Genomic DNA, 14,343 nt, shown 5'->3' on the forward strand with positions numbered 1-14,343 from the left:
AAAAGAACAAAGATAAGGATAGAAAACGTTCTTAGAACGACATCTTTTTTAACTTTGTTGTTTAAGCTTGTTTATAAATTAAATTAATGAAAAACATCGCAGTTTTAATGGCCGGCTATTCTCATGAGTGGGAAATCTCTATGAAGAGTGGCGCCGTCATTACCCAGAATTTAGATTCTGACTTATATAAAGTGTATCCAGTTGCTATTTTAAAAGATAGCTGGCACTATAAAGATGCTGCTGGTAAGTGTCATGAAATAGATAAAAATGATTTTAGCCTCACCATAAATGGAGACAAAGTCTACTTTGACTGTTGTTACAACACCATTCACGGTACTCCAGGAGAAGATGGAAAAATACAAGCGATGTTAGAGCTTTTAAACATTCCACAAACATCTTGTGATTCTTATCAAAGTGCTATTACATTTAATAAGAGAGATTGTATCGCCATACTTAAACCATGGAATATCACCACAGGTAATCACATGTACTTGAATCATGGTGATCAAATAGATGCCGAAATAATAGCTCGTAACATAGGTTTACCTTGCTTTGTTAAAGCAAATCGTAGTGGTAGTAGTTTAGGCGTGACTAAGGTCTATAAGACTAAAGATATGGATGCTGCACTAGAAATAGCCTTTAAAATAGATGATGAGATCATTATAGAATCCTTTCTAGATGGTGTAGAAGTGTCTGTAGGTGCCTATCAAATAGATGATGAGATAAAAGTTTTACTACCTACAGAAATTGTTAGTGAAAATGACTTCTTTGATTACGAGGCAAAATATCAAGGTAAATCTAAAGAAATCACACCTGCACGTATTACCGATGCAAACACGCGTGTAGTTCAAGAAACAACTAGGCGTATTTACCAAGTATTAAAGCTTAAAGGTCTAGCACGTGCTGACTTTATTTTTCACAATGGCACACCTCATTTTATTGAGATTAACACAAATCCAGGAATGAGTGAAGAAAGTATAATACCACAACAAATAAAAGCATCTGGAGATACTATGAAAAATGTATTTACAGAGATTATTGAAAACACTATTAAACACCATAACTAATGAAGAGAGCCGTTTTTCCAGGGAGTTTTGACCCTATAACATTAGGTCACTTTGATATTATAGAGAGAGGTTTAGGCCTTTTTGACGAGATTATTATCGCTATAGGCGTTAATGCCGATAAGAAATACATGTTCTCATTAGAAGAGCGCAAGCGTTTTATAGAAGAGTCTTTTAAACATGAATCAAAGATTAAGGTGATGACCTACTCAGGACTTACCATAGATTTTTGTAAAAAACAAGAAGCTGAATTTATATTAAGAGGCCTGCGTAATCCAGGTGATTTTGAATTTGAAAAAGCCATCGCACACACTAACAGAAAACTATCTGAAATCGAAACTGTATTTTTACTTACTAGTTCTGGTAAAAGCTACATCTCTTCTTCTATAGTAAGAGATGTCATTAGAAATAATGGTGATTACACCAGTTTAGTACCAGACACAGTAAGAATATAAATATGAAAAAACTTATAGCACTTTTTACAGCAGCACTTCTTCTCCACTCTTGTAATAAAACTACTCAAAAAGAAGCCATACAAGAAGCCAAAGAATACCCAACTGCTTTTGAACTAGGTAACGGTAATCAAACCGCGACCTATAATGAAGTTATTAAATTTTACAAAGAACTCTCTACCGACTTTTCTAACATCGAGCTAGAAGAAATAGGTCAGACCGACAGTGGGAAACCTTTGCACTTAATAAGCTTCTCTAAAAATACTATAGACTGGAATAGTGCTAATGAAGATAAAATTAAAATATTAATAAATAATGGTATCCACCCAGGAGAAAGCGATGGTATAGATGCTACCATGATGCTCATGAGAGATCTTGCTACAGGTGCTATAGACGCTCCAGAGAATTTAATCTTCAGCACCATTGCCGTTTATAATGTAGGTGGCTCTTTAAATCGCAATTCATCTACACGCACAAATCAAAATGGTCCAGAAGAATATGGTTTTAGAGGTAACGCACGCAATTATGATCTCAATAGGGATTTTATAAAGGCAGACTCGCGCAATGCACTAGCTTTTTATGAAGTCTACCATAAAATAAATCCAGATATTTTTATTGATAACCATGTAAGTAACGGTGCAGACTACCAGTACACATTAACCCATCTTTTTACACAACACAATAAATTAGGCAGTACTACTGGTCATTATTTACATACACAATTACAGCCACAATTAGAAAAAAGACTGGCAGCACGAGAACTTCCTATCACGCCTTATGTAAACGTGCACAACGCATCTCCAGTTAAGGGTTTCTCTCAATTCATGGATTACCCTAGATATTCTACTGGATATACCAGCCTGTGGAACACACTAGGCATGATGGTAGAAACACACATGTTAAAACCCTACAAAGACAGAGTATTAGGTACAAAAGCTATCATGGAAGAGATGATCCATATAGGATCTGAAAATGTAGATACCATAAAGAAAGCTCGCAAGAGTTCCTTTAATAACTTTGAAAACGCAACACATTACACACTCAATTATTCCTTAGATAAAACACAGGCAGACACATTAGATTTTCTAGGTTATGAAGCAGTCATAGGAAAGAGTGACGTTACAGGAAATGATTTACTTACATATGATCGCAGTAAACCATTTAATAAAAAAACAGTTTATCACAATTACTTTGTAGCAACCGACAGTATATCCATACCAGATTATTATGTAGTACCACAAAGTCAGTGGAAAGTAATTGAATTAATGCGTCGCAATAACATACAACTAGAGTTTTTAACTAAGGACACTACACTAACAGTAAGTAAATACCGCATAGCAAATTACAAAACAGCTACTAACGCATATGAAGGTCATTACCCACATAGCGGTATTGATGTAAAAGAAGATGTTGTAGAGTTACGCTTTCGCGAAAGCGATATAATCATCCCAACGCGTCAACCTGGTATTAGATATATAATTGAAACTCTAGAACCTGCTGGACCAGATTCTTTCTTTAAATGGAATTACTTTGACACCATTTTACAACAAAAAGAAGGTTTTTCTAGCTATGTATTTGAAGCTACAGCTCGTAAATTATTGAGTGAAAACAAAGCTCTAAAAAGAGAATTTGACTCCTTAAAAAAGGCCGATCAAAAATTTAAAGAAAACAATCACCTACAACTCAACTGGATTCATAAACGAAGTGCAAATTATGAACCAGCACACCTTAATTACCCAATCTACAAATGGAACAAATAATGAAAAAAACAGCCCTAATTCTATGTTGTGCAGCATTACTATCCTGTAATGAATCAAAAAAAACTGAAATAGAAAAACCACAGATAGAAGTCCAAATAACTGGAGAAATATCTCATGAAATTCTAAATAAAAAGATAGAGTGTGACGCAACATCATACGACTATTCTATTCCTAATTTTAATTCTAATACAGATGCTGACCTTGTTTTAAATCATGAAATTACCAGCTTAATTACCCAAGACTTTATAGATGTGACCTATGCAAAGGGTACTCCTTTAAAATCTCTTTTTGAAACATTCACATCGCGTAGAGAACGCATATTATGTGATGATAAAAAAAATGAGGGCTTTACCCAATTAGAGACACTATTTGTAACTGACAATACTCAATTCACTAGTTATGAAATAGAATATAGTAAAACAAATAGCAAAGGAAGAATCCTAAAAACGTATTTAAAGCCAGAGCTCAAAGAAATATATCTTAACGATCTTATCCCTGAAGAAAAAAGAAGAGATGTTAAAATAATTTTTGACGCAAATTTACAACAGGCAGTTGCAAACCTAGCACTAGAATTACCTGAAGGAGAAATACAGAATAGGTTTACTGAACATGTATTAAATAAGGTCTTCCAATTTGAAACCGCAGATTTTCAAAACACCGGTCTATCTCTTGATTTCAAAAGTGACGTTTCTAAAAAAATAAGAGTATCTAAAACAGTTGAATTACCTAAAGAATTTGATTTTTTAAACAACACGATAGTAATAGAAATAAACGCTTTTGAGTTAAGCCATTACTTAGACCTTTCTCGCGTTATCGACTAACATATCATCAGGAAAAAGCTCTCTAATGTTAGCATAAGAATCTTTTAATGCCATGGTAGCCATTTCTTTATTAAGCCATACCGCTTTATCGATTCCCTCTTTCTTTTGAGGTTTTAATTTTTTCACAGAGTCTGTTTCCATAATAAACCAGTGGGTAAGCTTTAATTTAAGCTTGCCCTTTCTGGAAAAAGTATGATACGTATGACCTAGGTAATTAGTGATCGCTAGATTTTTAACACCAGTTTCTTCTTCCACTTCTCTTATAGAAGTTTCTTCAATAGTTTCTCCGTCTTCTGCCTTACCCTTTGGGAGGTCCCATTTTCCATTGCGGTGAATAAAAAGGAAATCATTTTCTTGATTTAAAACCAGTCCACCTCCTGCAATAACAATAGGCAGTAGTTTATGAAGTCTCTTTAAAAGCTTAGATTTATTTTTAGAATACAATACGACATTTGTAAGTTCTTTATTTTCAATCTGTTCTACCAGTTTATGAAAATCAACCTTTTTAATATTAAAGGTATTATGATCTTTAAAATTGCTTTTATCTGAAGTGACGATTATAGCCACCTCTTTCACAAAAACTTTATACATTTGTGCCATGGTAAGAGATAAGGATATAGCAATAAAAACTGCTGAGTTATTGTTGCAAATTAAAGCAATTAAACTGCAACCGCAAACACCATTTACTTGGGCCAGCGGATGGAGTTCACCAATCTACTGTGATAATAGAGTTACTCTATCATATCCAGTGATTAGAAACTTTTTAAGAGAACACCTTGCGGCACGTATAGAAGAACTATATGGTAAGCCAGATGTTATTGCAGGAGTTGCTACAGGAGCAATAGGAATAGGAATGCTAGTAGCAGACTACATGAACCTTCCTTTCATATACGTAAGACCAGAAGCAAAAAAGCACGGTCGCAAGAATCAAATAGAAGGACATCTAGAAAAAGGTCAAAAAGTTGTAGTCGTAGAAGATCTAATAAGTACAGGTAAAAGTAGCCTAAATGCAGTGGATGCACTTAAGGAAGCTGGCGCTGACGTAAAAGGAATGTTAGCACTTTTCTCTTATGGCTTTGATTTTGCAGTAGAGAATTTTAAGGAATACAACATAGAGCTAACTACTCTAAGTGATTACAACCATCTTATAGAACAAGCTACACAAGCTGGTCATTTTAAAGATGAAGAAATCGAATTATTAAAAAGCTGGAGAAAAGATCCTAGCAACTGGAACGCATAATTAAACAAGATGAATCTAGAAAGCCGCATTGCAAAAACACAAAAGAATCCTGAAGATTTATATAACTTTTTAACTAAGGTAGAAAACTTCAAAGAATTAATGCCCGAAGACACTAAGTTTGAATTAAAAGGAGAAGATAAATTCTTATTCGGTCTTAAAGGCATGCCAGAAATAGCACTAGGCCTAAAAGAAAAAACACCTTTTTCTAAAGTAGTATTGGGTTCTACTAGTGATAAACTAGCATTTACATTAACTTGTAATATCGATGAAGTAGCAACAGGATCTGAAGCTCAACTCAACTTTGACGGAGACTTTAATGCCATGATGGCGATGATGATTAAAGGCCCAATAAAAAAGTTTTTAGAACAGCTAGCAAACGGTATTGAAAAGATTTAATACATCCATTTCAATTCTTTAAGATCGTAAATCTTTAACTCATTATCGACTCTTAAAATTAATTTACCGTCTTTATCTGTACCTTCTACCCTGCCATTAAAAACGGCATTACTAGATTCAAAACTAATTACTTGACGGTATTTAAATAAATATTTATTATAATCTTGCGCGACCTTTAAAGGGTCGCGCAAATTGTTTTTAAGAACATTTAAAAAACTTATCAGTAAGACCTCTAGTTCAAATTCTTTGCCTGTTATATTTTTTAAAGAAATAGCCTTGGGCAATCCTTCAAATTCGACCTGATTTACGTTAAGACCGATACCTACCACACTACTTGACAAAAAATTGCCAGAATAACTATTCTCTATAAGAATACCGGCTAATTTATGATTAACTGACAGTATGTCGTTAGGCCATTTTATTTTTGACTGAATCTGTAAATCATTTTTTAACCATTCCACTATACTGACAGATACGACTTGATTAATTAAAAAAGGTGTTAAATCTGAGACACCTTCAGTTATTAATACACTAAATGTCAAGTTTTTACCATCTTCTGTAACCCATTGAGCACCTTGTTGTCCTTTACCTCTAGTTTGCTTTAAACTATAGATAGCAGTTAGATGTGGGAGCACGCTTTCGCGAAAGCGAGATTTCAACTCATCATTAGTAGATGTAGTGGCATGTAATTTGACTATGTTCAAAACGAAAATTTATTCGCGAGTTTATGGGATATTTAGCAAATCCAGCTCAAAAAAAGAATAAATTTGTGAATACAAAAAATATTTGATGACTAAACAAGAAGTTTCTACAGATGCCCTTATCGCACAAATCGTTGCAGGAATAGAGGATGTAAAAGGAAATAACATAACAATACTTGATTTAAGAGAACTAGAAAACACTGTTACTAGTTATTTTATAATATGCAATGGTAACTCTAACACTCAAGTAAATGCAATAGTAAACTCAGTTCAAAGAAGAGTACGTAAAGAACTACATGAAAATGCATGGCATGTAGAGGGTACTGACCAAGGAGAATGGGTTTTAATGGATTATGTAAACGTAGTAGTTCACGTATTTCAAAAACAAATCAGAGAATATTACGACCTTGAAGAACTTTGGGGCGATGCAAAATCTACAGTTATAGAAAGCACTTATTAATTAAGATCACACCACGTAATGTCAGAAAATCAAAAGAAAGATTCAGATAAAAAACGTCCTAATTTAATGCCTGGACAAGGAAAACCTAAATACAGTATATGGTGGGTAGTAGTACCTATCGCGCTACTTTTTGTAGGGTACAGTGTATTTAATAGCACGTTTAATCAAACTAAGAAATTAAATTACTTAGAGTTTTTTAAATCTATAGATGCAAAACAGGTAGACAGTATCGTTGTTGTTAGCAACAGAGGTATCGCTCAAGTATACCTTACTAAAGAGGCTTTAAAACTAGAAGAACATAAAGCTGCAAAAAAAGACCCTTCTCTAGGAGGCATTAAACTACCTAATTACACGGTAGAATTTGGTGATGCAAAGACTTTTGAAGAAAGATTAATTCTTGAAATAAATGAATCTAGCCCAGAAACTAAATTAGTTTTTGATCGTGAAGATGAAGGGATCATCGATCTATTAATTTCCTTTTTACCGTTTATATTTATCATAGGAATATGGTTATTCTTAATGAGACGTATGAGTGGCGGCGGTGCTGGCGGCGGCGGCGGACAGATTTTCAATATAGGAAAATCAAAAGCTAAATTATTTGATCAGAAAACTGATATAAAAACAACATTTAAAGATGTTGCAGGATTAGAAGGTGCTAAGGAAGAAGTACAAGAGATAGTAGATTTCCTTAAAAACCCAGAAAAATACACGTCATTAGGTGGTAAAATACCTAAAGGAGCATTACTTGTAGGTTCACCAGGTACTGGTAAAACATTACTTGCTAAGGCTGTTGCTGGAGAAGCAAAGGTTCCTTTCTTCTCTTTAAGTGGATCTGACTTTGTTGAAATGTTTGTAGGTGTAGGTGCCAGTCGTGTACGTGATTTATTTAAACAAGCTAAAGAAAAATCACCTGCGATTATCTTTATAGACGAAATAGACGCTATAGGACGTGCGCGTGGAAAATCAAACATGTCTGGTTCTAATGATGAAAGAGAAAACACGTTAAATCAACTCCTAACAGAAATGGACGGATTTGGTACTAACACTAACGTAATTGTACTAGCCGCTACTAACCGTGCAGATATATTAGATAAAGCACTTATGCGTGCTGGACGATTTGACAGACAGATTTATGTAGATCTTCCAGATGTAAGAGAACGTGAGCAAATATTTGAAGTGCACTTGAGACCTCTGAAAAAGGTAGAAAATGAACTAGACACGGCGTTTTTAGCAAAACAAACACCTGGTTTCTCTGGTGCAGATATTGCAAACGTATGTAATGAAGCTGCTCTAATCGCAGCAAGAAATGGTAAAAAAGCGGTAGGAAAACAAGATTTCTTAGATGCTGTAGACCGTATAGTAGGTGGACTAGAAAAGAAAAATAAATTAATCACACCGTCAGAAAAGAAAACTATTGCATACCATGAAGCTGGTCACGCAACGGTAAGCTGGATGACTGAACATGCTGCTCCACTAATCAAGGTTACTATAGTACCACGCGGGCAGTCACTAGGTGCTGCATGGTATTTACCTGAAGAAAGGCAAATTGTACGTCCAGAGCAAATGCTAGATGAGATGTGTGCTACTATGGGTGGTCGCGCGGCAGAGAAGGTTATCTTTAACAACATTTCTACAGGTGCTCTTAGTGATCTTGAAAAAGTAACCAAACAAGCAAGAGCTATGGTTACTATTTACGGTCTTAATGATAAAGTAGGTAACATTACTTATTACGATTCTAGTGGTCAACAAGAGTATTCTATGACTAAGCCATATAGTGAACAAACTGCTGTAGTTATAGATGAAGAAATCTCTAAAATTATAGAAGAGCAATACCAGCGCGCTATCAAGATTCTTGATGAAAATAAAGATAAATTAACTGAGCTAGCTGAAATCCTTTTAGAGAAAGAGGTAATCTTTAAAGATGATCTAGAAAAAATATTTGGAAAAAGACCATTTATTAAGGAAGAAGCCATCTCTTTAAAATCGTCTAATCGACCTGTTTTAAACAGTACTCCATCTGTGGATGAAGAAGAATAGTTTGCTAGCATAAGTAATAGTAACTATATTTACATTTCATCCCTAAATTAATGCTGTCATAGGCAATGAGTATATTTAAAAAGTTTTTCAAGAAATCCACTGAATCTAAACCTGTTGAAGGTTCTGGACCGGAACGTTCTAAATATATGCCAGAAGAAAAACCTCCTCTAGATGAGGAGTTTATTCATAATTTCCAGCATCAAGGTGGTAGATTTCTTTATGCCATAGATGAAAAAGAAATTCAGCAACATTTTGAAGATATTCTTGTAGAGCACGATTATTTTGAAAAGAATGTTTTGTGTTTTGATCACGAACTAAGCAAACGTTTTCAGGGTTTCAATCTTAATTTTTCATCTACAAAGCTAGATGGAGAATTTTTCTTAGGAACTTGTGAAAACGTTATTGCAAATAATGGAGCCATACTTTTTTCTTCTAGACAGATTAAAGAAACTAAACCAGCTGAGTTACCAGACACTTATGTAATTCTAGCCAGCACTAGTCAGATAGTCGAATCTATAGGAGAAGGATTGAGAGGTATTAAACATAATAGTAAAGCTCATATTCCTACAAATATCACGACGCTTAAAAACTTTAAAGAAAAAGTTCTTAAACAAGAAAAAGATTTAATGGACTACGGTACACCTAATAAAAGAGTATATCTTTTACTTTTAGAAGACTTGTAAATGAGAGAATTAATAACTCGTTCCATATCAGGAATCGTTTACGTTTCCTTAGTGGTATTAAGCGCTCTATTTTCTAGGGATGTATTTATCGTTTTATTTTGTGTATTTGCATTTATCTGCCTTCTAGAATTAATGCCAATGATTAGGCTTAAACAGTGGTTTATATACCCTATTCTACCTATTGCCTATTATTTCATTGTGTGGAAAAGCGTATCGATGGAATTTATTTATGTCCTACTAGGTGCTACTTTATTAGTAAACATTTACTTGATAAGAGATCTAGTACTGGTAGATAGGATTGCACTATTTAACACAAAAAAACACATCATTGCTTTATTGTATCTTATAGGTAGTAGTTTATTTCTAGCACTCATACCAGATGTTGTAGAACAACTGGACCTAGTAACACCAAAGTATCAACCAGAATTATTAATTGGTATTTTTGCTATTATCTGGACCAACGACAGTTTTGCCTATCTGTTTGGTAAAAACTTTGGTAAGCACAAATTAATGAAGCGCATATCACCCAAAAAAACTATTGAAGGTTTTTTAGGTGGCCTAGTTATGGCAATTGCAGCAGGTGCTGGCCTTTATTACTACCTACTTTATATAGGTATCATTAACTATACTGTTTGGGACTGGATGATTATCGCATTTGTAGTAGCATTTTTTGGTACCATAGGAGACTTAATACAAAGTAAAATTAAAAGACAGGCCGAGGTGAAGGACAGCGGTAGTATAATGCCTGGACATGGTGGTATTTTTGACCGTATGGATAGTATTATATTTGCAGCCCCATTTGCTTACGCAACATTTATAATTATCAATCATGTTTCATAAAGAAGGAAGTAAAATAATCTTAATTGCATTTCTATTAACTACTGCAATAATGAGCGCTATATGGCTTGTAAGTATGCCACAATGGTTACAAATAGCCCTATCTGTATTTACTATTGGATTCTTATTTATAATTCTACAATTTTTTAGAAACCCTAAAAGAAATACAGAATTGAATGACAAAACGATAGTTTCTCCAGTAGATGGAAAAGTGGTTGTTATAGAAAAAGTTACCGATAATGAATACTTCAAAGGAGAACGATTAATGATTTCTGTGTTTATGTCGCCTATAAATGTTCATGTTACCAGATACCCTATTTCTGGTCAGGTAGCCTACAGTAAATACCACCCTGGTAAATATCTAGTAGCATGGCACCCTAAAGCAAGTGAAGAAAACGAAAGAACGACTGTAGTTATAAATCACAAAAATCAAATACAAGTAATGTATCGCCAGATAGCAGGCGCACTTGCAAAACGTATTGTAAATTATGCACAAGAAAACGAGCAAATTGTACAAGGAAGCGATAGTGGTTTTATAAAATTCGGTAGTCGTGTGGATGTTTATTTACCTATAGACACTCCAGTAACCGTAAAACTGAATGAAAAAGTAAAAGGAGGAGAAACTGTACTGGCTACATTTTAAATGACAGAAAAAGATATAGACATAGCTTTTAATAAGGCGTTTGACAAGGCATCCACTGAAGAACAATCTCTAGTGCCACCAGACTTGCAATTACATCTATACGCCTATTATAAGCGCGCGATAGACGAACCTTATGTTAACAATCGTAGCTTTGAATCTAACGACCTGAGAAGCGCATTTAAGATGAACGCACTTATACAAGTGCAATCTCTTACTAAAACCGAAGCTAAGAGAAAATACATAGAGATAATTGAAAAATTATATCCTAAACCTTGGTAAAGAAATCATCATTCTCACCACACAGAATCAACTAAAAACCCTCAAAAGAATAATTTCTTTTGAGGGTTTTTAGTTAAAAGAGGTGCAGGCAATTACTCTTTTTTTCTAAGAATATAGATAGCAAGTATTGTTAAACACAATACTGCAGCACCTAAAACAACAACTATAGTTACAAATGGATTCATATATTATTTTCTTTTATTGAGTAAATAAGTCATATACCTCATTACTATTACCACTAGTATAACAACAAAAAGTATCGCGCCACCTAATATAAATAAAGCTTTAGTATCTACAGTGTCCATATAAATTACTTTAAGGCATTTATACTCGCTTCGATGGTCTCGATTTTAGCAAGAGTATCTGCTTCTTTTTTCTTTTCTATTGCAACTACTTGCTCTGGAGCACTACTTACAAAACGCTCATTACTTAACTTCTTTTGCACACCAATTAAAAAGCCTTTAGCTCTTTTAAGCTCTCCTTCCAGTTTAACTAATTCTGCAGCTACGTCTATGTTTCCTTCTAACGGTATAAAATACTCATTAGATTTTACACGATAACTTGCAGCACCAGACAACTGTTCTGTAATCACCTCAACACTTGAAACATTACCCATTTTTTGAATTAACGGATTATAAGCTGTATCAAGGTTTTCGTTATTAATTGTTTTTAATTCAATTTCATTTTTAAAGGCAATTTGCTTCTCTTTACGTACAGTTCTAATACCAGATATCACATCTTGCACCAGTACAAAGTCAGATAACAAAGCAGTGTCAACATCACCTCCTTTAGGCCATGTATTAATACATAAGGCATCTTCTACCTTACGTTCTGAAATAGTTTGCCATATCTCTTCTGTAATAAATGGAGTAAACGGATGCATCAATCGCAAATTATCTTCAAAAAGCTCGATAACCTCAGCGAGTGTTTTTGCATCTATCGGTTTTTGATATTCTGGTTTAATGATCTCTAATAACCAACCACAAAAATCGTCATAGATTAATTTGTACGATGTCATTAACACATCACTAATTCTATACTTAGAGTAATGATCTTCTATTAAAGCAAGAGTTTCATTAAAACGACTTCTATACCATGCTATTGCTTGTGCGCTATGCGCTGGTTGTGCAATTGAGTTATCAACTTCCCACATTTGGGTAAGTTTAAATGCATTCCACATTTTATTTACAAAACCTTTTCCTTGCTGACAAAGATCTTCATCAAACATAATGTCATTTCCTGCAGCTGCACTTAAAAGCAATCCTACACGCACACCATCTGCACCATATTGTTCTAGCAAGCCTAGTGCATCGGGAGAATTACCTAAAGATTTTGACATCTTGCGGCGCTGTTTATCTCTTACTAATCCTGTAAGATAAACTTTATCAAATGGCTTCTCATCTCTTAATTCATAACCAGCAACTATCATTCTAGCTACCCAAAAGAAAAGAATATCTGGACCAGTTACTAGATCACGAGTAGGATAATAATAATTAATCTCCTCATTTTCTGGTTCAAGAACACCATTAAATACACTTATAGGCCATAACCAACTAGAGAACCAAGTATCAAGAACGTCGTTTTCCTGACGTAGATCTTCTGCTTTCAGGTTATCGTTATTAGTTCGCTTTCGCGAAAGCGTAACAGCCTCTTCTATACTATTTGCAACAACAAAGTCATCCTTTCCATCACCAAAGTAATAAGCCGGTATGCGCTGTCCCCACATTAATTGTCTAGAGATATTCCAATCGCGCACATTCTCCATCCAGTGGAAATACGTACTCTTAAATTTAGGAGGCAATAATTCTACTATATCTTCCTTAACTGCTTTTATAGCTGGTTGAGCAAGGTCTTCCATTTTAAGGAACCACTGGTCTGATAGACGTGGTTCTATTACTGCCTTAGTACGCTCACTAGTTCCTACTTTATGTATGTGATCTTCTTTCTTTATCAAGAAACCTTTTTCTTCTAGCTCAGTAGAGATTTCCTTACGCACTACAAAACGATCTTTACCTTCATAGTGAAGACCAAAACTGTTTAAAGTTGCGTCTGCATTAAAGATATCTATTACTTCTAGATTATGCGTCTCTCCTATTTTCTTATCATTTTCATCATGCGCAGGAGTGATTTTTAACGCTCCTGTACCGAATTCCATATCTACATAAGAGTCTGCTATAACTGGTATCTCACGATTTACGATAGGTACAATAACAGTTTTACCTATTAAATCTGTGTAACGCTCATCTTCTGGATGCACACAAATAGCTGCGTCTCCTAAAATAGTTTCAGGACGTGTAGTTGCAATACTTACAAAACCTTCACTTCCTTTAATTTGATATTTTAAATGATACAAGTGTCCGTTACGTTCTTCGTAAATAACCTCTTCATCACTAAGAGTTGTTTTTGCTTCTGGATCCCAGTTAACCATACGGTAACCACGATAAATCAGTCCTTTATTATAAAGATCAATAAATACCTTTATGACAGATGCAGACATATCGTCATCTAGAGTAAATTTAGTACGAGACCAGTCACAACTAGCACCTAGTTTTTTAAGTTGCTCCAGGATAATACCTCCATATTCATCTGTCCAGTCCCAAGCGTGTTTTAAAAACTCTTCTCTAGACAAGTCATTTTTATCAATTCCTTGTTCTTTAAGTTTCTTAACTACCTTAGCCTCTGTCGCGATAGAAGCATGATCTGTTCCAGGAACCCAACATGCATTGTAACCTTTTAAACGAGCACGACGTATCAATACATCTTGAATAGTATTATTCAACATGTGGCCCATGTGCAAGACTCCTGTCACATTAGGTGGTGGGATTACAATGGTGTAACTTTCTCTCTCGTCTGGTACAGATTTAAAGAAATCGTTATCCATCCAGAATTTATACCACTTCTCTTCAGTAGTTTTAGAATCGTATTTAGATGCTAAGGACATGTTTGGCTTAGTTTTTGAATTTACAACGA

Annotated in this window: 15 protein-coding genes; 12 read left to right on the forward strand and 3 right to left on the reverse strand. The window is 34.5% G+C overall.

Annotated features, from left to right (window positions below; genetic code table 11):
- The first annotated feature begins 86 nt into the window (after positions 1-86).
- The 4 genes from LY01_RS09820 to LY01_RS09835 are packed head-to-tail and all read left to right on the forward strand — an operon-like array spanning position 87 to position 4,097.
- Complete coding sequence (locus LY01_RS09820) at positions 87-1,067, forward strand: D-alanine--D-alanine ligase (protein ID WP_104515678.1); 981 nt, start codon at positions 87-89, stop codon at positions 1,065-1,067.
- Positions 1,067-1,519, forward strand: coding sequence for a pantetheine-phosphate adenylyltransferase (coaD, locus tag LY01_RS09825; protein ID WP_104515679.1), 453 nt, complete (start codon positions 1,067-1,069; stop codon positions 1,517-1,519). The genes LY01_RS09820 and coaD overlap by 1 nt, the downstream gene beginning before the upstream one ends.
- A 2-nt stretch (positions 1,520-1,521) precedes the next feature.
- Positions 1,522-3,276 carry a M14 family metallopeptidase gene (locus LY01_RS09830; RefSeq protein WP_104515680.1) on the forward strand — a complete coding sequence of 585 codons (1,755 nt, stop codon included), beginning with the start codon at positions 1,522-1,524 and terminating at the stop codon, positions 3,274-3,276.
- The gene (locus tag LY01_RS09835; protein ID WP_104515681.1) at positions 3,264-4,097 is read left to right on the forward strand and encodes a hypothetical protein; all 834 of its coding nucleotides are present in this window, start codon (positions 3,264-3,266) and stop codon (positions 4,095-4,097) included. The genes LY01_RS09830 and LY01_RS09835 overlap by 13 nt, the downstream gene beginning before the upstream one ends.
- Here LY01_RS09835 and LY01_RS09840 read toward each other — a convergent pair.
- Entirely contained in the window at positions 4,071-4,697 is a 627-nt protein-coding gene (locus tag LY01_RS09840) for an NUDIX hydrolase (RefSeq protein WP_104515682.1), read from the reverse strand. The two genes, LY01_RS09835 and LY01_RS09840, sit on opposite strands and share 27 nt — an antisense overlap.
- Between LY01_RS09840 and pyrE the strand changes: the two genes are divergently transcribed.
- The gene (gene pyrE / locus LY01_RS09845; RefSeq protein ID WP_104515683.1) at positions 4,696-5,337 is read left to right on the forward strand and encodes an orotate phosphoribosyltransferase; all 642 of its coding nucleotides are present in this window, start codon (positions 4,696-4,698) and stop codon (positions 5,335-5,337) included. The genes LY01_RS09840 and pyrE overlap by 2 nt on opposite strands.
- 9 nt (positions 5,338-5,346) lie before the next feature.
- Complete coding sequence (locus LY01_RS09850) at positions 5,347-5,733, forward strand: orotate phosphoribosyltransferase (RefSeq protein WP_104515684.1); 387 nt, start codon at positions 5,347-5,349, stop codon at positions 5,731-5,733.
- Here the strand turns inward: LY01_RS09850 and LY01_RS09855 are convergent.
- Complete coding sequence (locus LY01_RS09855; protein ID WP_104515685.1) at positions 5,730-6,437, reverse strand: biotin--[acetyl-CoA-carboxylase] ligase; 708 nt, start codon at positions 6,435-6,437, stop codon at positions 5,730-5,732. The genes LY01_RS09850 and LY01_RS09855 overlap by 4 nt on opposite strands.
- Before the next feature lie 85 nt (positions 6,438-6,522).
- Between LY01_RS09855 and rsfS the strand changes: the two genes are divergently transcribed.
- The 6 genes from rsfS (at position 6,523) to LY01_RS09885 (ending at position 11,373) form a co-directional block, all read left to right on the forward strand.
- Positions 6,523-6,894, forward strand: a complete 372-nt coding sequence (gene rsfS, locus LY01_RS09860) for a ribosome silencing factor (RefSeq protein ID WP_104515686.1) — start codon at positions 6,523-6,525, stop codon at positions 6,892-6,894.
- Between the two features lie 18 nt (positions 6,895-6,912).
- Positions 6,913-8,931, forward strand: a complete 2,019-nt coding sequence (gene ftsH, locus LY01_RS09865; protein ID WP_104515687.1) for an ATP-dependent zinc metalloprotease FtsH — start codon at positions 6,913-6,915, stop codon at positions 8,929-8,931.
- Between the two features lie 65 nt (positions 8,932-8,996).
- Complete coding sequence (locus tag LY01_RS09870) at positions 8,997-9,614, forward strand: lactate utilization protein B/C (protein ID WP_104515688.1); 618 nt, start codon at positions 8,997-8,999, stop codon at positions 9,612-9,614.
- On the forward strand, positions 9,615-10,454 hold the full coding sequence (locus LY01_RS09875) for a phosphatidate cytidylyltransferase (protein WP_104515689.1): 840 nt from the start codon (positions 9,615-9,617) through the stop codon (positions 10,452-10,454). It abuts the gene before it with no gap.
- Positions 10,444-11,094 (forward strand): phosphatidylserine decarboxylase family protein, encoded by a 651-nt coding sequence (locus tag LY01_RS09880; protein WP_104515690.1) that lies wholly within the window; start codon positions 10,444-10,446, stop codon positions 11,092-11,094. Before LY01_RS09875 ends, LY01_RS09880 begins: the two co-directional genes overlap by 11 nt.
- Positions 11,095-11,373 carry an acyl-CoA-binding protein gene (locus LY01_RS09885; protein WP_104515691.1) on the forward strand — a complete coding sequence of 93 codons (279 nt, stop codon included), beginning with the start codon at positions 11,095-11,097 and terminating at the stop codon, positions 11,371-11,373.
- Between the two features lie 310 nt (positions 11,374-11,683).
- Here LY01_RS09885 and LY01_RS09890 read toward each other — a convergent pair whose 3' ends face one another.
- Positions 11,684-14,314 (reverse strand): valine--tRNA ligase, encoded by a 2,631-nt coding sequence (locus LY01_RS09890; protein WP_104515692.1) that lies wholly within the window; start codon positions 14,312-14,314, stop codon positions 11,684-11,686.
- Between the last annotated feature and the right edge of the window lie 29 nt (positions 14,315-14,343).

The sequence above is a fragment of the Nonlabens xylanidelens genome, assembly GCF_002934445.1.
Lineage (GTDB): Bacteria > Bacteroidota > Bacteroidia > Flavobacteriales > Flavobacteriaceae > Nonlabens > Nonlabens xylanidelens.

Excerpts from the sequence above, each read along its gene's own strand:
- LY01_RS09820 (WP_104515678.1), top strand. The coding sequence starts at position 87 with ATGAAAAACATCGCAGTTTTAATGGCCGGCTATTCTCATGAGTGGGAA.
- LY01_RS09850 (WP_104515684.1), top strand. The coding sequence starts at position 5,347 with ATGAATCTAGAAAGCCGCATTGCAAAAACACAAAAGAATCCTGAAGAT.
- LY01_RS09840 (WP_104515682.1), bottom strand. The coding sequence starts at position 4,697 with ATGGCACAAATGTATAAAGTTTTTGTGAAAGAGGTGGCTATAATCGTC.
- pyrE (WP_104515683.1), top strand. The coding sequence starts at position 4,696 with ATGGTAAGAGATAAGGATATAGCAATAAAAACTGCTGAGTTATTGTTG.
- ftsH (WP_104515687.1), top strand. The coding sequence starts at position 6,913 with ATGTCAGAAAATCAAAAGAAAGATTCAGATAAAAAACGTCCTAATTTA.
- LY01_RS09880 (WP_104515690.1), top strand. The coding sequence starts at position 10,444 with ATGTTTCATAAAGAAGGAAGTAAAATAATCTTAATTGCATTTCTATTA.
- LY01_RS09830 (WP_104515680.1), top strand. The coding sequence starts at position 1,522 with ATGAAAAAACTTATAGCACTTTTTACAGCAGCACTTCTTCTCCACTCT.
- LY01_RS09870 (WP_104515688.1), top strand. The coding sequence starts at position 8,997 with ATGAGTATATTTAAAAAGTTTTTCAAGAAATCCACTGAATCTAAACCT.
- coaD (WP_104515679.1), top strand. The coding sequence starts at position 1,067 with ATGAAGAGAGCCGTTTTTCCAGGGAGTTTTGACCCTATAACATTAGGT.
- LY01_RS09875 (WP_104515689.1), top strand. The coding sequence starts at position 9,615 with ATGAGAGAATTAATAACTCGTTCCATATCAGGAATCGTTTACGTTTCC.
- LY01_RS09885 (WP_104515691.1), top strand. The coding sequence starts at position 11,095 with ATGACAGAAAAAGATATAGACATAGCTTTTAATAAGGCGTTTGACAAG.
- LY01_RS09890 (WP_104515692.1), bottom strand. The coding sequence starts at position 14,314 with ATGTCCTTAGCATCTAAATACGATTCTAAAACTACTGAAGAGAAGTGG.
- LY01_RS09835 (WP_104515681.1), top strand. The coding sequence starts at position 3,264 with ATGGAACAAATAATGAAAAAAACAGCCCTAATTCTATGTTGTGCAGCA.
- rsfS (WP_104515686.1), top strand. The coding sequence starts at position 6,523 with ATGACTAAACAAGAAGTTTCTACAGATGCCCTTATCGCACAAATCGTT.